Origin of the sequence: Sediminihaliea albiluteola, assembly GCF_014077625.1 — a bacterium.
Taxonomy (GTDB): domain Bacteria; phylum Pseudomonadota; class Gammaproteobacteria; order Pseudomonadales; family Halieaceae; genus Sediminihaliea; species Sediminihaliea albiluteola.
This window is the reverse complement of record NZ_JACFXU010000018.1, coordinates 274,221-296,281: the sequence shown is the minus strand read 5'-3', so window position 1 is coordinate 296,281 and position 22,061 is coordinate 274,221. Positions and strand designations below refer to the sequence as shown.

At 51.7% G+C, this 22,061-nt stretch carries 13 protein-coding genes; 4 read left to right on the top strand and 9 right to left on the bottom strand.

Translation table 11 applies throughout. The features are described 5' to 3' along the window. Positions 1 to 15: 15 nt before the first annotated feature. Complete coding sequence (locus tag H2508_RS14755; RefSeq protein WP_182175404.1) at positions 16 to 2,502, top strand: TonB-dependent receptor; 2,487 nt, start codon at positions 16 to 18, stop codon at positions 2,500 to 2,502. A 78-nt stretch (positions 2,503 to 2,580) separates the two neighbouring features. Here H2508_RS14755 and H2508_RS14750 read toward each other — a convergent pair whose 3' ends face one another. Continuing rightward, positions 2,581 to 4,398 carry a TolC family outer membrane protein gene (locus H2508_RS14750; protein ID WP_182175402.1) on the bottom strand — a complete coding sequence of 606 codons (1,818 nt, stop codon included), beginning with the start codon at positions 4,396 to 4,398 and terminating at the stop codon, positions 2,581 to 2,583. 283 nt (positions 4,399 to 4,681) lie between these two features. On the opposite strand from H2508_RS14750, the gene H2508_RS14745 reads away from it, so the two are divergent. Further along, positions 4,682 to 5,389 carry a transglutaminase-like cysteine peptidase gene (locus H2508_RS14745; RefSeq protein ID WP_182175400.1) on the top strand — a complete coding sequence of 236 codons (708 nt, stop codon included), beginning with the start codon at positions 4,682 to 4,684 and terminating at the stop codon, positions 5,387 to 5,389. 4 nt (positions 5,390 to 5,393) lie between these two features. After that, positions 5,394 to 7,325: a bifunctional diguanylate cyclase/phosphodiesterase gene (locus tag H2508_RS14740; protein WP_182175398.1), complete on the top strand. Its 1,932-nt coding sequence runs from the start codon at positions 5,394 to 5,396 to the stop codon at positions 7,323 to 7,325. On the opposite strand, the gene H2508_RS14735 is transcribed toward H2508_RS14740, so the two are convergent. The 8 genes from H2508_RS14735 to H2508_RS14690 all read right to left on the bottom strand — a co-directional run bounded on the left by H2508_RS14735 (position 7,326) and on the right by H2508_RS14690 (position 19,963). After that, positions 7,326 to 7,643: a tryptophan synthase subunit beta like protein gene (locus tag H2508_RS14735; RefSeq protein ID WP_182175396.1), complete on the bottom strand. Its 318-nt coding sequence runs from the start codon at positions 7,641 to 7,643 to the stop codon at positions 7,326 to 7,328. Between the two features lie 90 nt (positions 7,644 to 7,733). Then, positions 7,734 to 11,975, bottom strand: a complete 4,242-nt coding sequence (locus tag H2508_RS14730) for a retention module-containing protein (protein WP_220463801.1) — start codon at positions 11,973 to 11,975, stop codon at positions 7,734 to 7,736. A gap of 252 nt (positions 11,976 to 12,227) precedes the next feature. Further along, positions 12,228 to 12,857, bottom strand: coding sequence for a response regulator transcription factor (locus tag H2508_RS14715; RefSeq protein WP_182175392.1), 630 nt, complete (start codon positions 12,855 to 12,857; stop codon positions 12,228 to 12,230). Position 12,858: 1 nt separating this feature from the next. Next, positions 12,859 to 14,199, bottom strand: a complete 1,341-nt coding sequence (locus H2508_RS14710; protein ID WP_182175390.1) for an HlyD family type I secretion periplasmic adaptor subunit — start codon at positions 14,197 to 14,199, stop codon at positions 12,859 to 12,861. After that, the gene (locus H2508_RS14705) at positions 14,196 to 16,322 is read right to left on the bottom strand and encodes a type I secretion system permease/ATPase (protein ID WP_182175388.1); all 2,127 of its coding nucleotides are present in this window, start codon (positions 16,320 to 16,322) and stop codon (positions 14,196 to 14,198) included. The genes H2508_RS14710 and H2508_RS14705 overlap by 4 nt, the downstream gene beginning before the upstream one ends. Positions 16,323 to 16,525: 203 nt before the next feature. Next, a complete protein-coding gene (locus H2508_RS14700; RefSeq protein ID WP_182175387.1) occupies positions 16,526 to 17,716 on the bottom strand; it encodes a glycine C-acetyltransferase in 1,191 nt (396 codons plus the stop codon). 19 nt (positions 17,717 to 17,735) lie between these two features. Continuing rightward, a complete protein-coding gene (gene tdh / locus H2508_RS14695) occupies positions 17,736 to 18,764 on the bottom strand; it encodes an L-threonine 3-dehydrogenase (protein ID WP_182175386.1) in 1,029 nt (342 codons plus the stop codon). Positions 18,765 to 18,904: 140 nt separating this feature from the next. Beyond that, positions 18,905 to 19,963 (bottom strand): COX15/CtaA family protein, encoded by a 1,059-nt coding sequence (locus H2508_RS14690; RefSeq protein ID WP_182175385.1) that lies wholly within the window; start codon positions 19,961 to 19,963, stop codon positions 18,905 to 18,907. 191 nt (positions 19,964 to 20,154) lie between these two features. On the opposite strand from H2508_RS14690, the gene H2508_RS14685 reads away from it, so the two are divergent. After that, complete coding sequence (locus H2508_RS14685; protein WP_182175384.1) at positions 20,155 to 22,059, top strand: ATP-binding cassette domain-containing protein; 1,905 nt, start codon at positions 20,155 to 20,157, stop codon at positions 22,057 to 22,059. Positions 22,060 to 22,061: the final 2 nt, after the last annotated feature.

Sequence of the window (22,061 nt, the reverse complement as noted above, 5' to 3'; positions counted from 1 at the left end):
AAAAAAGGAATTGCCATGTCTGTGTCATTCCATAAAGCACCACTGGCAGCAGCTGTCTTACTCTCTAGCGCTACCGCACTCACCCACGCTCAACAGCTCGAAGAAGTCATCGTTACCGCCCAGAAGCGCTTACAAAGCCTTCAGGACGTCCCTATATCAGTGTCAGCCTTGCAGGGTGACAAGCTGCAAAGCGCCGGCATTAGCAATATGCAGGCCATGTCTGACCATGTTCCCAACCTCTATATCGCAGCTGGCTCAATTAACACCAACATCTACATGCGCGGTGTTGGCTCTGGCGCCAACCAAGGCTTCGAGCAATCTGTAGGCATGTATGTCGATGGCGTGTATATGGGACGAGGGCGTCAGTACCGCGCCAGTTTCCTCGACCTAGAGCGCGTTGAAGTGCTGCGTGGTCCACAGGGCACACTGTTTGGAAAAAACACTGTCGCCGGTGCTATTAACGTCATTACTGCCTCGCCAGACCCTGGCGGTGAGTTGCAAGGCGAAGTTGCCTTATCTGCAGAGTCCCATGACGGCTACATTGCTGAAGGCTTTGTGCAAGGCTCACCCAGCGATAACTTAGGCCTTCGCTTAGGCTTTAAATACCGTGAAACAGATGGTTATATGGACAATGATTTCCTCGGTAGCAGTGAGGGCCAGATCGAGGAGGCTGGACTGCGGTTTACAGCCGTCTGGCAAGCCACTGATCAACTAAATGTGAATTTCAAATACAGCAGGATGGAGCACGAGCGAGTAGGCTCCCCCTCAACTACAAAACTATATTTAGCCGACCCCGCGCAACGCGATGCGCTTTTTCCTAATCGCTCTGCTTTTGCCAACATCGCCTACCTGCTAACAGACACATTCTTTCCAAACTTTGACGAGATCAGCAGACGTAAATCCAGCGTTTATAAAGACAATGGTTACGGCAATAGTCGGGGCGATGGTCTTGGCATAGGGAAAAACCCAGACGGCGCTGATGAGGAATACGACACACTAGTACTCAACCTGGACTATGAGCTCAGTGCTGGCACCTTGACTTCAGTCACTGGCTGGACCAGCTATGAGTTTACCGATGGCATTGATGTAGACTGGTTACCGATCCAGCTTATTCATAGAGATGATTTTCAAGAGTACGAGCAATTCAGTCAGGAACTCCGCTTTGCTTCGCAAGAAGGTGAGTTCTTCGAATACGTTGTGGGCGGCTACTTTGAAAAAAATGACCTAGAGATCGATCGGCGCGTCACCGCCGACCTCAATGCGGATGGCTTGGTGCCACAGCTACTGGGAGTCAATAGCTTATTCACCCTCCTCACCGGCGGTGCGTACAGCGCTAACCAACTGGCTCGCAATCATTATCATCAACAGGACTCCGAGTCTTGGGCTTTATTCGGCCAAGGCACCTTCAACTTGCGCGACGACCTGAGGGTGAGCCTTGGTCTGCGCTACACCGAAGACAAAAAAGACGTAGTCAGCAGACAATTTGTCAGTGACGACCTCACTGGAGTCGGCGTGCCTAGCGACAATTATTTCGCACAAATGATCGAGGCCACTAGCTTTAACTCTTATCCTTTCAACTTCCGCGAGAAGCGCAAAACCGATAAGTGGCTGCCATCGATCAATGTGCAATGGGATGTCACACCCGACAGCCTGTTATATGCGAGTTTCTCTCAGGGCTTTAAAAGCGGTGGCTTCACTGACGCCGATGACCAAGAGCCAGGGCAATTAAGTCCAGGGACCTTCCCCTGCAGTCCAGGGCAAGCCATCGAAGCTTGCTATGACCCCACAATCCCCAATGAAGACTTTGAGTTTGAGGACGAAGAAGTTGACGCCTTTGAGATCGGCGGTAAGCACATGTTGTTCGACAGCAGACTCATGCTTAACTGGGCTGCTTTTTACACGCGCTATGACAACCTACAGACATCGATTTTTAAAGGCATTAGCTTTGGTGTAACCAATGCTGCCAAATCTGACATTCAGGGCCTAGAACTAGACCTACTTTGGCAGGCATCGGACAGACTTCGAGTTGGACTTAACGCCGCTTGGCTAGACGCCAGCTATGACAAGTTTCCCGATGCACCTTGCACCGCCTTACAGCTCGACGTAGATCCAGCCTGCGGCACTGAGCTGGGCTTTAGCAACAATGATCTCTCTGGGGAGCCCACCGCGTTTGCCCCGAAGTACACAGCGTCTTTAAACTTTGACTATGCTTTAGCACTCAACAATGGTTTGGAGCTCTTTGCTGCCGGGGAAACAAACTACCGGGATGACTTTGAACCCGGTGGAGACAACGACCCCATTGACCGTATCGACGGCTACTCTAAAACCAACTTGCGCCTAGGACTCAGAGCTGAGCGCTGGGAGTTGATGGCCTTTGGCCGCAACATCTTCGACAAGGAGATTTTTATCCAAAGCTTTGACACTCCGATTCTGGCCGGCACGCATAGTCAGTTTGTAGACGAAGGCCGTATTCTCGGAGTGCGTTTTAAATACAGCTTTTAAACAGCAAAATAAACAATAGAGCATAAAAAAAGCCCCGGCAATCTTAATGCCGGGGCTTTTGCTTGACCAAATATCTAATCAGACATCACTACTATCCAAAACAAGATCTACTCGACGGTTTTGGGCCCGCCCTTCACTTGTTGCATTGGAGCTCAGAGGACGAGTTTCCCCGTAGCCAATGGCAGAAATCTGCTCAGGATCAACACCGTGTTTGTCGATCATCATCTGCCGTACCGCCTGTGCTCTGCGATCTGAGAGCCAGAGGTTATAGTTATCCGGGCCAGTGCTGTCAGCATGCCCTTCAACGATCGCCTTAACTCTTGGATTCTCTTTTAGGAATGCAGCCGAACGCTGAATTTCTATATCGAAATCGCGAGTAATTACTGATGAATCATGGGCAAACTGTACATTTAATGACACCGCAATTTGGTTCTCACCAACCTCTCGGTAGCGGCTATTCCCCGCCTTAGCTAAATTGCTCAGCAAAGCTTCTTTATCAACCTTAACTTCTAGAGGCGCTTCGGGTGGGCACAGATGCTGACCATTCTTATCATTGTCGCGCGAGGTATCGAGATTAAGCTCAGCTAACTGATCGGCATTCAGACCTTTTACGTCCATCGAAGCCAACAATAAACCCATGCTTGCCAGGGTACGCGCCTGCGCTGCCAGCAGATCTGCCCGAGCGCTCACATAAGCGCGCTGAGTATCAAAGTACTCATTTTGTGAGTCCAGAAGATCCAGCAGGGTGCGCTGGCCAAGGTCAAACTGATCTAAGTAAGCTTTACGGGTTTTATCCTGCGATAAACGGTTGCGCTCCAAATACACGACTTGCTGTTCAAGCGCTCTGATATCGTTAAAAGCAATAATAGTGTTTTGGCGCACGTTCAAACAGGCTTGTTTGCGCTCTTCAATAGCGGCGTTGTAGCGGTTGTAAAACTCACGCTTGCGGGCGCTGTCAGCACCGCCACGGAATAAGTTATAGCTCGCCACCAACTCAATCGCCTCAAGCTCAAAACGTCCATCTAAGCCATCAGTGTCGTGCTCAACTTCGTTGCGATAGCGCAGGTCTACCCGTGGCATCATAGGCGCATTAGTAGCATTCAAAGCCGCTTGACTAGCGCGCAAATTTTCAATGGCCGCATCAATCTCGGGGCTCTTTTCATAAGCCAAGTTCAGAGCCGCGTCACGCATTTGCGGAATCAAATCTACCGGCACCACAGGAAACTCCAGCCGTTCAGCCGGCAGGTCGCCAATCACTCGCTGAAAGCGTGCTTGAACATCGTGCAGGTTGGTCATTTCAGTAAGCAGATTAGACTCAGCTAAGGCTACTCGAGCGGCGGCCTGGTCCAAATCGACCCCCTGACTAACACCTCCACTAGTGCGCTCAGCAATCTTATCGTAGACCTGGCGGTGGACAACGTAGTTATTCTCAGCAAACTCAACTAGGCGCTGATAGCGCACTGTATCAAGGTACGCTTGTGTCGCTTCTAGTGCGACAGCCTCAGAGGCGCTCTGCAACTCATAATACTGATTGAGCTTAGTAAAACCTAAGCGCCGGACTTCTTCTCGGGTTTTAAAGCCGTCGAATAACATCTGGGTGATACTGAGTCGAGTTGCGTCGCGGGAGTAATCATCAAAGTCCACCAGTGGCGTACTGCGGTCCTCCCGGCCGATGTCGGCAGTAATGTCGACACTGGGGTAATAGCCACCTTGGGCAGCTCGCTGCGCTTCTCTACTGGCTTCAAAGTTATACCAACCGGCCCGCACTTGGGGGTTAGTCATAACAGCTTGCGTCACCGCCTGCTCAAAATTAGCCACTACTTCGGCATGTGCTGACAGCTGCAAAAAACCTAATGCAGCAGCACATGATATAACGAGGCTACGGTTCCACTTCATTTTCTATCCTTTTAATAACGTTAAGCACCATTAGCTATATAAAAAACCAATCCTGAGTATAAAGGCAATTAATTAAAAGTAACTTCCCATACAGACAAAGTTTGAACTAGGTCACAGTCTGCCGAGCTTTAATCATCCAACTGGAATTAATTGTGCTGCTCTTGGCGTAATTTGAGTAGAGTTTAGCCTTAGAATTGTGGCGATCGTACTGAGCGCAATCAGCCAAAAGCAGTTACTATAGGCTGCATGCTTATCCCCCCAAGACTTGTCAGTAGGAACTGATATGCCACCCAAGCTGGAGACAGCACGGCTAAAGCACTGGCTAGCCTGGATTATCGGCTTATCAGCCGTATTCTGCTCACTGGTCCTCGCTCGAGTCGATCTTGACCGCATGCAAATGCTAGCTCTGCAACGCTATGGCCAGCAGGGTGCAGAAACCGTGAGCCAATGGCGGCTGATGATAGAGAATATTCAAGACCTCGATGATGAGCAAAAACTAGATCAGGTAAACCGTTTTTTCAACAGCGTAATGCGCTGGCGAAGTGACGATGAAATTTGGGGCAAAGCCGACTATTGGGCCACTCCGCTAGAATCTATGGGGCGCGAGCTTGGCGATTGTGAGGATTTTAGTATTGCAAAATACATCACTCTGTTGCTGGCTGGCGTGGATATTAACAAGCTGCGCATCACGTACGTAAAAGCTCAAATGGGTGGCCCCTATAGTAAGATCTTCGATGCCCACATGGTTCTTGCTTATTACAAGCAACCCAATGCCGATCCACAAATCCTAGATAACATAATCGATGAGATACGGCTTGGCTCCCAAAGAGAAGATTTAAAGCCAGTATTTGGCTTCAACAGCCAAGGCTTGTGGATACAGGGTGCCAGCACGCCCAGCCTTCAAGATCCCGGTGCCAGATTATCTCGCTGGCGAAATGTATTGCGGCGTATGGCCGCTGACGGACTCGGCTACATGCCGACAACGGAGTAGAGTTATGTCGCTATTCAAACAGCTCTGGCTGGCCTTCATCTGCATCCTCACACTCGTGTTTGGCGCCAGTTTCGTTGTAAGCAGCCTGTCTACTAAGCACTACCTTGAGCAGCAACTGTTTATCAAAAACTCAGATAACGCCTCTGCTTTAGCGCTGTCTCTGAGTCAACAAGATGCAGATCCAGTACTACTGGAGCTAACACTTGCAGCGCAGTTTGACACTGGCCACTATCAAAAAATTGAGCTAGTCGATCCTGAAGGTAAGCTGTTGCTGCGAAGGGAAGATACTGACCCCATCACCGAGGCACCCCAGTGGTTCATAAACTTACTGCCTCTAGAGGTTTCACCCGGAATAGCTCAGATTCAACAGGGTTGGCAGCAACTGGGCACACTGAGCTTGTACAGTCACTCTCGTTTCGCCTATCAGGAACTATGGAAAAGCAGCCAGCAGCTCGCCCTAGTGTTTTTGGCCGCCATACTACTTTCGGGCTTGATCAGCAGTTACCTTCTAAGTCATATTTTACGGCCTCTCGGCGCTGTCGTATCACAGGCAAAAGCGATTGGAGAGCGCCGTTTTATCACTATAGAAGAGCCTCGCACAAAGGAGTTTCGCCAAGTCAGCCGCGCAATGAACACCCTCTCGCAGCGGGTCCAGCAGGCATTACACAAAGAAGCAGCCCGCCTAGAAAAGTGGCGGCGTGACAGCCAAATCGATGGCGTCACCAGCCTTCTCAGCCGTGAGGCTTTCATGCAGAACTTGGCATCGCTACTGGAGAACGACAACGACAATGCCAGCGGCACACTTAGCTTAGTTCGCTTAGAGGGTTTGGCTGAACTCAATCAACGCTTCGGTCACAGCACCATTGACGAACTGCTTGGTGATATTGGCAGCGCGATTCGCAGCATGATCGGTCATCGCAGTGACTGGCAAGCTTCACGCTTAAACGGCTCCGAATTTGCTTTAATTGCACCGCGCACAACAGACCCAGAATCAGTGGCTACTAAGTTGCTCAATGCCATATCAGGAGCCCTTGAAGCTCGTAACATGCGCAAGGAGGTCAACCTGCCTTGTGCTAGTACTTCCTACGCTTATCAGGAGAGCCCAAGCCAACTCCTTACCCGCTTGGATAGCGCTTTGATTACTGCAAGCCGCGAAGACAGCAGCACGATCAACGTCATCCAGGCCAGTAACCTGCCACTATTGCCGGTGCGCGATCAAATCAGCTATTGGAAAAACTTGCTAGAGCAGGCATTCAAAGAGCAGAAGTTTTCTCTAGATTACTATCCCGTGGTCGATCGAGAGAGAAAACTGATGCACCTGGAGGCTCCAGCAAGATTACTAATAACAAAAGATGAGCGACTGAGTGCAGCTGTTTTTCTACCTTGGATCAAACGCCTAAAAATGTCTGCTGAGCTGGACCAACACATTATTGACCTGGCCCTGAAGCATATCGCTGTGTACAACGAAGCACTGTGCATCAATCTATCAGCAGGGGCACTAATCGATCCGAACTTTCCGCTCTGGCTCAGCACGCGCCTTGAAAGTACTAAAGAGCATAGTGGAAATTTATGGCTTGAATTACCGGAGCCGGCAGCATTTCGTCATTTGGAAGCCTTTAAGCGTTTGACTGCCCGTGTCAAAGTTTTCGGCTGTAAAGTGGGCGTAGAACATGTCGGCCATCAGCTTGCAAACATCGGACAACTGCACGACCTTGGCTTGGATTACTTAAAAGTGGACGCTTTTTTGATCCGCGACATTGATAGCAACCCTGCTAACCAAACATTACTGCGGACGCTGTGCACAGTGGGCCACTCCATCGGACTAAGCGTTATCGCCGAGGGCGTGCGCAATTTAGACGAGTGGCATCAGCTGGAAGAGTTGGGCATCGACGGCTGTACTGGACCGGGGGTTACCAAATTTAGCAAGCTAAGTTAATCAGTCATCTCCGATAAGGTTTAAGCTACCATCGAGCTTACTGCGCAACTGTTGGCGTAGCAGCACTTTCTGCTGCGCTGAGTCTGGCAGCTCAGTAAACAGAATAACCCCCTTGGCAATTAACAGTTCCACCAAGTCCTCCAGCACTCGCACGAAGTCTTGGTCGGACCTGTTGAGCTGCTCAGCGCTAGCTCCGCCAAAACTGCGCAGAAAGTGCTGCAACTCAACATCACCTGCAGCGATTGGCTCTAAGCCCTCACTAGGTATCTGACTGACGGCAACTATCTGCCCAGCATCATCGCGCCTAATAAATGCCATTCATTTTCTCCAAAAATCCTCGATACCTTGCTCAGGTATCGAGGATAAATCATAGCGCATAAGCCCGAGGCCCCTAGTGCATTAACACTTTTATTCACCCTGCCAGCCGGGATCTAGATTCTGCTTGGTAATATTTAAAGCTAAGTCCAGCTCTAAAGCAGCAACCTCATCAACTTCGGGAACACTTGCGTCCACGATATTGATTGCTGAATTATCGATCACTGGGGAGCTAGAGCTATCTCCAATATCTGGCAAAGTGATTTCATCATCGTCAAATAAGACGTCTGAGACTGTCAGCGTAAAGCTGGTGTCCTCTGCTAGGCTGACAGTACCATCACTCCAGTTCACTTGCGACTGGCCATGGATAATGACATCGCCATCCGCATCAGTCCTAGCCTCACTATCATCATTATAGTTTAGAGCAATACTGTCTATGCCGAGCTCACCTAAGGAAAGCAGTTCGCCCTCGTCTGTTATCCCATTTGAGTTGGCATCATGCCAAACTGCGAACTGACTCCAAGCCTCATCGCCGGGATCTAACATCTGGTTCTGATTAGTATCGAAGACCTCAGCAACAGCTTCCATATCAGTCTCTGCACTATCACTCCACTCGGTGAATACGAACTCGCGTAGCTCATCTACAGTCCCAGAGTTATTCGCGTCAATAACCAACAAGCCATCGCCATCAGCCACCCAAGCCGTATTAAATGCTTGCCCTGTGGCTTCATCGACGAAAACCACCCCTGCCTGCATTGAGAGATACTCAACACCATTACCATCAAGGTCCAGGGCTATCGGTGCAGCGGTATTTGCTACACCATTCAGTGTTATCTCTAGGTTGGTGGCGACTTTATCGCCATCAGCATCAGTTTGGTACCAAGTAAAGATATCTATATATACCTCTCCCTCATCCAGAGAATCTCTAGCACTGCGATCTACTTGATAGGTATAGCTGCCATTCTGTACATTGAGAACCCCATATTGTCCCTGTATTTGCCCAGAAGTCACATCAGAACCACTACCGTTATCCCAGCTAATGAAGCCCGGTCCATCCTGACCATAATCAGCAATAACATTACCACTAGCTTCTGGAAGATCATCAGTCGACTCAATCTCAGCCCAAAGGCTAAATGAACTGCGAGCACCTTCCGTAGTGAATATTTGTTCAACCTTATTGCCATTAGCATCGAGAAAACCTGAAACTCGGAAGTTAAAGGTGCGATCACCCACCGTAATCTGTGAGACTGATGCGCCATTATTCAGGATGGTGATAATGTCATCGTTGTCTGGGTGACTATTTGGCGAAGTATTATTCGGAGTTTCCACGTGCTTGAGTTGTATGGTTGTGGTATGTGCAGTTTCTTCGCCGTCAATAACGACATTAAAACTAACATTCAAATCCACAGTAGTAAGCGTCGCTGACGCAGTGGGGACTGGATAATTCAGGTGAGTCAGCGTACCTAAAGCGAACTCTTGGTCGATATTTACAGCACCCGTATTAAGCTCGAAATCATAGCCTGAACGAGACGAGCTAGAGCTGCCCCAGCGCAGATTGATTTCGCCGTCAGAATCATTGTTATATATCGAAATTCCATAATTAGGAGAGACCGCGCTCCAAGAAGCCCCTAGATCCTTAACATCCACCACACTAATGGGTACATCAATGGATAAGCTCGGCGGTGTACCCGGTATCGGGCCATCGTCATAGATATTGAATACACCTGCACCGAGATCAATCTCCGCACTTGCGATATCACCATCTCCATCTATAACTGTTGCACGAATCTGCAGATCTCCTGCGGCATTAGTTGTTAAGGTTTCAACATCATTAACATCGCTCGTGTCACCGTGCCATATCTCCTTCTGCTGATCGAAGGTAAGCTCACCACTGGAGGCATCCAACGATATGGTGAAGTAAACCTCACCGCCGACGCTACCGGTCACAACATTACCAGACTGACTTAACAGGATCTCAGCACCCTGGCCATAGCCATCACCATCAGTTGTGGATGTGTCCGAATTGTCTACTGCATAGAGCCCAGAACCAATATTGCTGCCGTTCAGCAACAAGCTGTACTCAGTACTCTGCTCACCGTCGGCACCGTAGCTGATGTCAAAAGCGCTGGCAAAGTTAGCAGAGGCAGCAACTGACAAATCACTTTCGTCGACTGCCAAGGCCCCTAAACCAATACTACTTTCGCTAACGGAGGGCACATCGTTGATAATATCAATGGTCAGCGTACCGTTGACGGTATCGCTGTCGGCGTCACGCACTACGATATCGAAGCTATCGCTGTTGGCGATACCATCGTTGTGATCAATGGCCGTTGTCAGGGTGTAGCTGTAGCCCACCGTACCGGCCGTGAGGCTAGTAATGGTCAGGGTCCCAAATGCACCGGCAATGCTCTGATTAGCCCCAGTGACTTCGATACCGTTGATGGTGATCGTAGCGGGCTGATCAGTGGCCACATAGGTAAATGAACCCGTGGTGGTCTCAGTATTTAGTGAGCCCTGTGAGCCGCCAGCATCCAGACCGGCTTCATAAACGGTGGTCTGATCTCCACCGGCCTTAGGAATGCTCACCTCAACGCCGGCGTTACCGATGTTAATCGTCAGGGTAGCGCTGTCTGCATCGCCGTCAGCGTCGGTCAGTGTATAACTAAAGACATCCGACACATTACCCGGTGTCCCAGCATTACGCGTGTACTGATAAGACCCATCACTGTTGAGTTCCAGCACACCGTAGCTACCCTCGACCACAAAGTCATAAGTACTACCACTGCCACTCACCGTCGTGCCGCTTACCGCAGTCACCGAAGCGCCATCTGCACCGAGCACGTCAGCACCCTGGCCGTCATCATCCGTAATCACGTTGCCCGACACCGCTGCATAAGAACCCGCGGCAACGCTGTTAACGTTGTCAGTCGCTGTTGGCACGTCATCAGCAACATTAATCGTAATTGTGCCCGTCGCCGTATTACCTAAGCTATCAGTCACCACATAAACAAATGATTCAGCACCGGACACAATATTACTGCCGTCATTGCCGGTAGCGCCTGTTACGGGCGAAGTTAAGGTGTAAACAAAACTGCCATCGGCATTGATTTGAATTGAGCCATAGGTACCACTCACTACAGCATTACCGCCAGTCTGCAACGCGTAGGTATAATTCCCAACACCGCCGCTCGCCTGCAGCGTGCTCGCTGCAGTTTCAGTATCACTGGCTGTACCCAGTGACCCAGTTACTGTTGATGGCGCCAAATCTTGGCCATCTAATACAGTATCCAGCGCCGCCTCATCTACAGTGATAGAAGGCTCAGAGGCTACTATGACTTCTGGCTCTGGCTCTGGCTCGGGCTCGGGCTCTGGCTCGGGCTCTGGCTCGGGCTCTGGCTCGGGCTCTGGCTCAGGCTCGGGCTCAGGCTCTGGCTCAGGCTCTGGCTCGGGTTCGGGCTCTGGCTCAGGCTCTGGCTCGGGCTCTGGCTCAGGCTCTGGCTCGGGTTCCGGCTCTGGTTCTGGCTCTGGTTGTGGTTCTGGCTCGGGTTCTGGTACCGGCTCGGGCTCAGGCTGTGGTTCTGGCCCAGCAACGGTTACTTTGACCGTTGCTGTGTCACCGGAATTACCGTCAGGTGTTACGGCGGTGTAGGTAAAGCTGTCTTCGCCAACGAAGCCTTCATTAGGCGTATAAGTGATCGTGCCATCAGGATTAATAACGACGCTGCCATTTGCTGCTTGCGTCACTGAGCTGATAATTGAACCTTCTATAAATATGTCATTGTCTTTAACCGCAATGATGACACTCTCACCGCTTTCAGTAGTCGCCTCATCGTCGATGGCATCGACAGGCAACAAGCCCTCTAGATCTGAAACTACCACCTCAGGTGTTGATAGATAGGCAGCAACACCGTGGAATTCCGGCGTCTCTTCTATGATACGGCCCAAGCGAATGAAACTAGAACCATCATTTTCAGCGTTGCCATTGCCACCGGGGCCAGCTGCCGGCGCTTCCAGGCCATCGAGAATATCGCCCTCACCTGACTCAAGCGCGGCCAATACCGCCTCAACTGTCTCATCCTCAACCGCGCTTTCATCCTTGGCCGCTGCCCACTCGGCAACAATATCGCGCGTCAATGTCATCTCGGTCACATTAGCAACCATAAAAGGATTGCCATCAGCCAAGGCCAACTCTACTGATCCACCATTTGGCGTAACCACAGTTTCGCCTTCCAGCAGCAGGTCATTAAGTTTCAGTTCGCGCAACTCACCCTTAGCATTGCGGGCGTAAGCTTTTCCGGTTAATTCAACAACTGTTGCGATCGCTAGGTTGGCCATGTTCTAAATTCCTTTTGATTGCCACTCTTAAGCGAGCAGCAGTAGCATCTTGTTAAAATGAGCAGCGTCAATAGTATTCGCTTAACTCAAAAGATGTATTGGACCTTTGGACAATAGAAAGGCAAAAAAGCGTGACTCAGGTCACAATTCTTAGGGTCATTTGGTGGAATGGGGCGTTAAAGACCAGCAGGCCAAAGGGCCATGATAGTTTCGAATCAAATCAGCTTGTGGCGATTCTAAGACGAAAAGAGCTCAGTTCACCGAAGTAAAGGTTGGGATATTGTTCATTGCTAAAGCCAACTGGACTCGATCACGCACCCCCAGCTTACTGAATATGGAGGAGAGGTGAGCTTTTACTGTGCGCTCGCTAATTGATAGCGCTGCAGCAATCTCCTGATTGCTAGCGCCAAGCGCCACTTGCTCTGCCACCATCAGTTCACGAGAGGTGAGCTCGTCCAGTTGCGGATGCTCAGGGGTAGGCGTGGGCACTACCCGCAAGGAAAGGCTCATCAATCGCTGTACTAAGCTTGGCGGCATCCACAAGCCACCGTGACTCAGCACCACGTGAATTTCACGCAGTTGTTCTGGCGCAGCCTCCACATGGCAGTAAGCTCTGGCGCCTAAATTGAGACAGGCAAGGGCTTCCTGCTCAGAAGGCATAGCCGACATCACCGCCACTTGATAACCAGCAGCAACTGCTTCCAGGAGGTATGCTTCACGCTGACTCTGATCGAGCCCTGCAATTTCTAGCCACAATATAGGCTGCCTCTGCCCTTTTACGGGGCCGGCATCGGCCACCTGAGCGACAACGCGACAGCTACCAAAAGCCTGCTCCCAGCGCCTACGCGGCAACTTGGAAGGCGTGACAAACACTTGCTCCATCTCAGCGCTCCGTCATAGCATGCTGCTTGGCACGCAACACTGGCTTCATCAGGTAGGCCAGCACAGTTTTCTTACCGGTGAGAATATCTGCCTCTACTGTCATACCAGGTATGATTGGCATATCGGGACCGAGACTAGCTTCTTCGGTTGTACGCAGATAGACCTCGTAAAAGGGGTTGCCCTCTTCATCCATAATCGTGTCAGCACTAATCTGCTCAACGACACCCTCTAGACCGCCGTAAACCACAAAATCATAAGCGGTGAATTTAACCAAAGCCTTCTGTCCTGGAATCAGAAATGCGATATCCTTAGGGCGTATACGCACTTCTAATAGCAAGGTGTCATCGAGCGGCACTACTTCTAGAATTTCTTTACCGGGCAATACCACGCCACCCACTGTGTTGAAATAGAGTTGTTTCACCGTACCTTTTACCGGCGAGCGCAGTTCGGTCTGGCGCACTCGATCTGACAAGCCTGTGGCCACCTCTTTGAGGCTATTCATCCGGGTTAGGGTTTCGGTTAGCTCGCTGCGCACCGCATTGGCAAACTCAATCTCCACTTCGCTCAGCTTGCGCTCGGACTCTAAAATCGCAGAACTCAAGCGCTTTGTCTGAGCCTGGGCTTGCTCGTGCTCACCGCTGAGCCGGTTAACTTCGCGCTCTAGCCGCAGCAACTCTATTTCAGACACCGCACCACTTTGTGCCATCGGTCGAGTCACACTTAGCTCGCGCCGCACCAAGTCCAGTGAGCGCCCCATTTGTCGTGCCCGGGCCTGGACCTCGGCCAGCTCTTGCTGACGCTGCACCAGCTGCTCCGAAGCGATCTCGCGGTTCAGCTCCAATTGCGCCTGCCCCGATTTAAACAGCTCGAGCTCTTGCTCTACGATATCAGGCACCGACTCTAGCCATTCCTCTTGTGCTGCAAATGTAGTCTCCGTCAAAGCTGCTGCAAGCCGAGCAGCTTTTACCGACAAGGCCTGCAGCTCAGCACGGTTTTCCCGCAACTCGGAGCCCGAGCGTGTCTGGTCCAAGCGCACCAACAGCTGGCCTGCTTCAACGATATCGCCCTGGCGCACCAACAGCTCTGTTACCACACCGCCATCTTGAGACTGCACCACCTGTAGCTGTTGTGAAGGGATTACTTTGCCCTGCCCTCGTGTTACCTCATCAATTTCGGCAAAAGCAGCCCACAATACGAGGGCAACCACTACAACAGCTATACAGTAAAGCAAGGCTTTAGCGCGCAAAGGCTGCTGCCTCAGATAGGCGCGATGGGCATCCTGCCGCCAGCTGAGTGGCGCAGCTTCGTCCTCTGATAATTTAGCCCCAAAAAACTGCTTCATTTGGCGCTGCCTATCTTGCCCTGCTGCAAGGCCTGAATCACACTATCTCGCGGACCATCCGCCATGATCTTGCCGCCATCAACAACAATAATTCGCTCGACCATCTCTAATAGGGAGTTGCGGTGAGTGACCACTATCCAAGTGCGCCCCTTGAGGTAGCTCTCTAACTGTTTCTTCACCGCCATTTCGGTGGAGTGATCCATCGAGCCAGTTGGCTCATCCATTAATAAAATAGGAGGGTCATTAATCACCGCCCGAGCCAGTGCCACACATTTACGCTGTCCCCCTGAAAGGGACTCGCCTCGCTCGCCCACTAGCATATCGACGCCCTGCGGGTGGCGGTTGATGTAATCGGCTAAATTTGCGATCTCAACTGCCCGGACTAATGCCGCGTCGCTGATATTACTGTGCGACAAAAGTAAGTTATCGCGAAGGCTGCCGTAAAATAGGGTGACATCCTGGGGCACATAGCCAACTTGAGCCCGAAACTCGCTGGGATCTAGCTGTCGCAAATCAATGCCATCGACCAGCACCGAACCCTCAGTCGGTTGATACAAGCCCATTGCTAGTTTTTGTAAGGTTGATTTGCCTGAGCCCACTTTGCCTAATATCGCAACACGCTCACCGGGTTTAATTCGAAAAGAGATATCGCGCAGAGACTCTATTTCACTGCCCGGGTAAGCAAAAGAGACATTGCGAAACTCGATCTCTCCTTTAAGTCTTTCCCGCGACAAAAACTGTGCCCCCTCCGGCCGTTCCTGAGGCTTGGCCATCACCTCATCGAGTGACTTCAAAGCGATTTCCGAGTTATGGAAGGAAGTAATCAATCCAGCCACCTGACCAAAAGGTGCCATAACTCTACCGGCCAGCATGGTGCAAGCAATTAAGCCACCCATACTAAGGCTGCCCTGGCTGATCAAGTAGACCCCGGTGATAATGACAAACATGGTCACCATCTGCTGGCTCCACTGGGTCACGTTGATTGTCGAGTTAGATACCAAGCGCAGTTGCACCCCCACCCGAGACAAAAACGACGTCGCCTCTTCCCACTTGCGCTGGGTCCGAGATTCAGCGCCCATGGCTTTAATAGTATCGAGGCCCACCAAACTTTCGATTAAGGTGGAGTTACGCATAGCACCCGCGCGGTAGGTCGTTTCGGTGAGCTCTCTTAATTTACCTTGGGTGACAAGCGCGTAAGCAATAACCACAGCAACCCCAAGTAACAAAGGAATAAGCACTAGGGGCGCAATCCAGCCAATCACAGCGATAAAGATAATCGCAAAGGGCACATCAATTAACGTTGTTATTGAGGCTGAGGTAATGAAATCGCGCACGGTTTCAAATGAGCGGAGATTCACCGCGTAAGAACCAACGGATACTGGCCGGTGTTCCAGTCTGGCACCTAGCACCTGTTCCATAATACGCCCCGATAACTCTATATCGACTCGGCGGCTGGCCAGATCAAGGAAATATCCTCGCATCGTACGCAAGGTAATATCGGCCAATAATACCAGCGCCACTCCCGCTGCCAGCATCCATAAAGTCTCTAAGGCGGCATTGGGTACCACTCGGTCATAGACATTCATGGTGAACAAGGGCAGAGCAAGGGCAAATACGTTGATAAAAAATGCCGCTAGTAATACATCGCGATAAATTGCCGTGTTGGCGCGAATTGCGCTCCAAAACCAATGGCCGCGACGCGAAGTACCGGTGCGCGGTGAGCGCTGATCGAAACGAAAACGTGGACGACAAAGAATCAAGGCACCGCTGCTTTTCTGGGCAAGCTCTTCGGCAGGTATTTCAAGCGCTGATTCATTAAGCTCGGGATAGATGACTTGCGCGCTTTGGCGATCCTCACTCCAGCCCAACAAAATACAGGCTTTATCATCCTCAAGCAGGACAAGCGCCGGCAACAATTGTGCCTCAGTCTCTAAGGGCGACTGGAACACCACCCGGCTCACTAGGCCCGCGCGACTCGCAGCCCGTTCAAACAAGCTAGGTGTTAAACGCCCCTGCTCTAATGGCAAACCACCGGTCAGTGCCTCGGCTGTTGTTGCCACCCCATGGTAGCGGCATAAAGCCAAAAGACATTGCAGTAGAGAATCTTCGTTAGCGCTACCCAATTGCGCGCGGCCCCCGCAGTCAGTTGTGTTTTAATTACAAATAGAGCTCGACGCTTAAGATCGGCGCCAATTCGAATGAGAATAAGACACAAAACGAGCTATTGCTAGCAACACCAACAAGGAATGAGGCCTAGATCACAATTTAGAGAAAACCATCCAAGTGGACTTTACAACCAGTTCTCTAGCGCACTTTTAGCACTGTTTTAACAGCCAAGCGCTTGTTTTGCTCGACCAAATGCCTCTAGCGCAAATTCAATATCATCGCTATTGAGGGCAGCAGACATTTGCGTGCGGATACGTGCCTGCCCACGAGGTACCACAGGATATGAAAAAGCCACCGCGTAGACCCCATGCGCTAGCAAAGCCTCAGCGAAGCGACCTGCGAGCACAGCGTCATGCAGCATCACCGGCACAATCGGGTGCTCACCGGGAAGCAGCTCAAAACCTAAGCGCTCCAGCCCTTCACGGAACTGAGCAGTATTCTTTGACAATTGCTGACGCAGTTGTGGCGACTGATCTATCAGCTCAATTGCCTTGATTGCACCGGCGACGATGGGCGGCGCGACTGTGTTGGAGAATAAGTAAGGACGTGAGCGCTGCCGCAGCAACTCAACAATTTCTGCGCGCGCCGCGGTATAACCACCACTGGCCCCACCGAGGGCCTTACCCAAGGTACCGGTAATGATATCGACCCGGTCCATACAGCCACGCAACTCATGGGTACCGCGGCCATTTTCGCCGACAAAACCCGTGGCGTGACAGTCATCAAAGTGCACTAGCGCATTGTAGCGTTCAGCTAGGTCACAGATTTCGTCCAAGCGGGCGATATAGCCGTCCATTGAGAACACGCCATCAGTGCTGATCAATTTAAAGCGTGCACCTGCGGCGTCTGCAGCTTTCAGCTGTGCCTCAAGATCAGCCATGTCATTGTTGCGATAGCGATAGCGCTGCGCTTTAGACAGACGGATCCCGTCAATAATACTGGCGTGGTTGAGCTCATCTGATAAGACTGCATCTTCAGGGCCCAATAGAACATCAAATAGCCCGCCATTGGCATCGAAGCAAGAGGGATAAAGGATCGTATCTTCGGTGCCCAAAAACGCGCTAATCTTGTCTTCCAAGCTTTTGTGCAGTGTTTGTGTGCCACAGATAAAACGCACTGAGGCCATGCCATAGCCCCAATCCTGCAAGCCTTGAGCGGCGGCGGCACTCACCTCTGGATGTTGTGCCAAGCCCAGATAGTTGTTGGCACAGAGGTTTAACGGCTCGCGCTCACCACTGACGCCAACCCTTGCACCTTGAGCTGTAGTGATATTGCGCTCAGACTTATACAGCCCCGCTTCGCGGATCGCAGCCAGCTCGCTTGCTAAGTGCTGTTGAAATTGTTCGTACATAGCGCCCTCGCTAGTTGTTTTAGGCTTCCCAGTCCAAAATCACTTTACTCGCCTCGCCGGCATTCATCACGTCAAAGCCCTGCTGGAAGTCCTGATAAGGCAGTCGATGGGTGATGACTGGGGAAATATCCAAGCCAGAATCAATCATCACCGACATTTTGTACCAGGTCTCGTACATCTCACGACCATAGATGCCCTTCAGAGTCAGCATATTAAAGATAAGCGTGTTCCAGTCGATGGCAGTGTTCTCACTGGGGATACCGAGAATGGCTATCTTACCGCCGTGACACATATTGCTTATCATGTCGTTGAGTGCCTGACTGTTGCCAGACATTTCCAAACCGACGTCAAAACCCTCCTCCATACCCAAGGAGCGCTGCACATCGCCGAGGGATTCTCGCGAGATATTGACAGTACGAGTAGCCCCCAGCATGGCGGCGCGCTCCAAACGCGAGTCAATGAGGTCGCTAATCACAATATGACGTGCCCCGGCATGTTTGCAGACCGCTGCGGCCATAGCCCCTATTGGACCGGCGCCGGTAATCAACACATCCTCACCTAATAAGTCGTATTGCAGAGCGGTGTGCACTGCATTGCCGAAGGGGTCAAACAAAGCAGCCACGTCCAAGTCGATGCCTGGGCTATGTTCCCAAACATTGGACATTGGCAGGGCAAGATATTCCGCAAAAGCACCTGCTCGGTCCACTCCAATGCCGCTAGTGTGGGCACATAAGTGACGCCGCCCCGCCATACAATTGCGGCAGCGGCCACAGACCACATGCCCCTCGCCAGAGACAATCTGGCCTGGATGAAAGTCAATGACATTAGAGCCAACTGCGACGATCTCGCCGACAAACTCATGGCCTACCACCATCGGCACCGGGATCGTTTTCTGCGCCCAGGCATCCCAGTTATAGATGTGCATGTCGGTGCCGCAAATAGCTGTGCGCTTCACCTTGATCAAGACATCATTAATACCGATGCTTGGCTCTGGAACCTCTTCTAGCCACAAGCCTTGCTTTGCTTCTTTTTTAACCAGCGCTTTCATTTGGATTCCAGCTCCCTACTGCTCAGTGACGATCACGGAACACCTACTGTAGGGTAGACGCCAGCGCCCTGTGTGACAAAGCTCTTTTTGCTCAGAATCTTTGTGCCAGAGCGGCGATGTCGAGGCACTTTAAGCTAGAACTAAGCAGACAGCGCCACAGCGGGCTGCCGGCGCAGGCAATGAGCCACAAATAAAGTACAGGATAACAGCAATACGGCGCCACCTTGGTGTGCTGCAGCTAAAGCAACAGGCACATGAAATAGCAAGGTAGTGATTCCCAAGGTCACTTGCAGGCACAAAGCCAAGAGCAGCAGCACTATCCCTAAACGCAGCCGAGCTGCAGACACTTTGCGCCAAGCCATTAAGGCAAAAGCAACAAGCGCTAAAGACAGGCCATAGGCATAGATACGATGGTTAAACTGGATAGTGGTGATGTCCTCAAAGGCATCAAGCCAAGCTGGCTCCCCTGCATATAAGCCTGGTGGAAAAAAGCTGGTCCCCATCAATGGCCAAGTGCTGTAGGCATAACCAGCTTTGGTACCGGCCACTAAGGCGCCGCTCAAAATCATGCCATAGACCAAAGCGACCAAGACTAGGGAAACTCGGCTTAAGGGCCTGCGCAGGCCGTCACTGGGCGCTTTACCCAACAACAAATCAAACACCAACCACAGCATATAAGCATAAATCAGCACTGCCAGCCCCATGTGCGCAGTGAGGCGGTACTGACTGACATGAGGATTGGAAACCAAGCCACTTTTGACCATGTACCAGCCCAATAAGCCCTGACAGCCGCCCAGAAAAAACAGCAGCCATAGCTTGGCTTGTAAACCCTGTGGTAAGCGCCGGCGCAGCATGAAGTACAGCATAGGTATAAAAAACAGTACCCCGATCAATCGCCCCAACATGCGATGTAAGTACTCGTACATGAAGATCGACTTGAAGCTCTCCAGACTCATACCCCGATTAATCTTCTGGTACTCTGGGTAGGCCTTGTACTTGTCAAAAGTAGCCTGCCAAGATTCTTCGGAGAGCGGCGGAATGACCCCCATTAGGGGCTTCCATTCCACCATGGATAAGCCGGAGTTAGTCAAGCGAGTGACACCGCCGAGCAAAATCATGCCAAATACCACGACGGCACAAAGTATCAGCCAGCCAGCAATTTGCCTGTCATATTGCTGTTGCGATTGGGAAACTAGCATGCTCAAAACACTGAATTATTATTGGATTTGCCATCATACCTGAAGTCATAGGGCGATGGTGCCCCAGCCTGAGCAAGCCAGACAAAGGACAGCCCTGATGACCAGCTTGGAGTACGCAAGTGCTGCACAGTGGCCACTTGCACCAACGGTAGCGTAGAATACGGCCCCGCTCCAGACACAGGCCAAGCTTAATGCCACTGCTCAAACTCGACTCAGTACAGCTGCAGTTCGGTACTCAAACTTTGCTCGACCACGTCGACTTCAGCATCACTAAAGGTGAAAAGCTGGGTTTACTGGGCCGCAACGGTACGGGGAAGACAACTCTGCTCAAGGTACTGGCCGGAGAACTGTCACCCGATTCAGGTGAGCGCTGGCTGCGCCCAGGCGTGCGCATGGCGCGCTTACTGCAAACCCTGCCAGAGGCGGAAGACATCAGCGTCTATGACGTGGTGGCTGGCGGCCTGCCCGAAGCTGGAGCACTGCTGTCTCAGTACCACCATCTGCTAGCGCAGGGCGACGACATTGATATGGAGCAGTTGGCCCAAGTCCAGCACAAGCTCGAGGCGGTCGATGGCTGGACTCTACAGCAGCGCGTTGAAACCACCCTGTCACAATTACAGCTGCCCGCAGACGCCAAAATGAGCGAGCTCTCAGGTGGCTGGCGCCGGCGGGTCGCTTTGGCTCAAGCGCTGGTATCTGAGCCGGATATTTTGCTGCTAGACGAGCCCACAAACCACTTGGACATCCCTGCCATTCAATGGCTGGAGACGCAGCTGCAGCAGTTTCGCGGAGCACTCATACTGATTACCCACGACCGGCGCTTCCTGCAGAACGTGGTCAATGCAATCGCTGAGCTCGACCGCGGTCACCTGACGGTGTGGCGCGGGGATTACCGCGGCTTTTTACGCCACCGTGAACAAGAGCTAGAAGCAGAAGATCGCGCCAATGCGCTGTTCGATAAAAAGCTTGCGCAGGAAGAAGCCTGGATCCGACAGGGCATCAAAGCACGCCGCACCCGTAACGAAGGCCGCGTTCGGGCGCTAAAAGCCATGCGCGAAGAACACAGCAATCGTCGCAAGCAGGTCGGGCGCGCCAACTTCGCCCTCGAAGATGCTAGCCGTTCCGGCAAAATCGTGGCGGAGCTACAGGCTGTCAGCAAGCGCTTTGATGATAAACAGCTGCTGTCTAATTTCTCCACCATTATTCAGCGCGGCGACCGCATCGGCATTGTCGGGGCCAACGGCGCCGGCAAATCGACCCTAGTTAAAATTCTGCTGGGCCAGCTGGCCCCTGATAGCGGCGAGGTCAAACACGGCACCAAACTTGAAATCGCCTATTCCGATCAGTTGCGCGGCCACCTTGACCCGGAGCAAAACCTGATCGACAACGTTTGCGGAGGCCAGGAGTTCATCGATATCAATGGCAAGCGCAAACACGCCATCTCCTATCTCGGTGACTTTTTATTCACTCCGGAACGGGTCCGCACACCGGTAAAAGCCTTGTCTGGTGGTGAGCAAAACCGGGCGGTGCTAGCTAAATTATTCAGCAAGCCAGCCAACCTACTGGTATTGGACGAACCAACCAACGACCTAGATATCGAAACCTTGGAATTACTAGAAGAGATCCTTCTGGACTTCGATGGCACCGTGATTCTAGTGAGCCACGACCGTGACTTTATGGACAGCGTGGTAACCAGCTTGCTGGTCATTGAGGGCAATGGCGTGGTCAGCGAGCACGTCGGTGGCTTCAGCGACTGGGAAGCCCGCGGGGGTCAGCTGGTCGATCACAGTCAGCTAAAACAGCAAAATGCTGCGCCCAGTAAAGATCAAGCGCCCGCAAGCACCGCCAAACCCGCTAAGGCTGCCGTAGCCAAGCGCAAGTTATCCTACAAGGAGCAGCGTGAACTGGAGCAGTTGCCCGCTCTGATTGAAAAGCTGGAAACCCAACAGCAAGAGCTGGAAGAGCGCATTTCTGAGCCCAGCTTCTACCAACAAGAGGCAGAAGCTATCGAGGAAGTGTTAGTTCAATTAGCCGCCGTACAAGCTGACTTGGAGCAGGCCTTCGAGCGCTGGGAAGCACTGGAAGATCAGGACTAAAC

Excerpts from the sequence above, each read along its gene's own strand:
- H2508_RS14690 (WP_182175385.1), bottom strand. The coding sequence starts at position 19,963 with ATGCTAGTTTCCCAATCGCAACAGCAATATGACAGGCAAATTGCTGGC.
- H2508_RS14700 (WP_182175387.1), bottom strand. The coding sequence starts at position 17,716 with ATGTACGAACAATTTCAACAGCACTTAGCAAGCGAGCTGGCTGCGATC.
- tdh (WP_182175386.1), bottom strand. The coding sequence starts at position 18,764 with ATGAAAGCGCTGGTTAAAAAAGAAGCAAAGCAAGGCTTGTGGCTAGAA.
- H2508_RS14740 (WP_182175398.1), top strand. The coding sequence starts at position 5,394 with ATGTCGCTATTCAAACAGCTCTGGCTGGCCTTCATCTGCATCCTCACA.
- H2508_RS14750 (WP_182175402.1), bottom strand. The coding sequence starts at position 4,398 with ATGAAGTGGAACCGTAGCCTCGTTATATCATGTGCTGCTGCATTAGGT.
- H2508_RS14755 (WP_182175404.1), top strand. The coding sequence starts at position 16 with ATGTCTGTGTCATTCCATAAAGCACCACTGGCAGCAGCTGTCTTACTC.
- H2508_RS14715 (WP_182175392.1), bottom strand. The coding sequence starts at position 12,857 with ATGGAGCAAGTGTTTGTCACGCCTTCCAAGTTGCCGCGTAGGCGCTGG.
- H2508_RS14710 (WP_182175390.1), bottom strand. The coding sequence starts at position 14,199 with ATGAAGCAGTTTTTTGGGGCTAAATTATCAGAGGACGAAGCTGCGCCA.
- H2508_RS14730 (WP_220463801.1), bottom strand. The coding sequence starts at position 11,975 with ATGGCCAACCTAGCGATCGCAACAGTTGTTGAATTAACCGGAAAAGCT.
- H2508_RS14735 (WP_182175396.1), bottom strand. The coding sequence starts at position 7,643 with ATGGCATTTATTAGGCGCGATGATGCTGGGCAGATAGTTGCCGTCAGT.
- H2508_RS14685 (WP_182175384.1), top strand. The coding sequence starts at position 20,155 with ATGCCACTGCTCAAACTCGACTCAGTACAGCTGCAGTTCGGTACTCAA.
- H2508_RS14745 (WP_182175400.1), top strand. The coding sequence starts at position 4,682 with ATGCCACCCAAGCTGGAGACAGCACGGCTAAAGCACTGGCTAGCCTGG.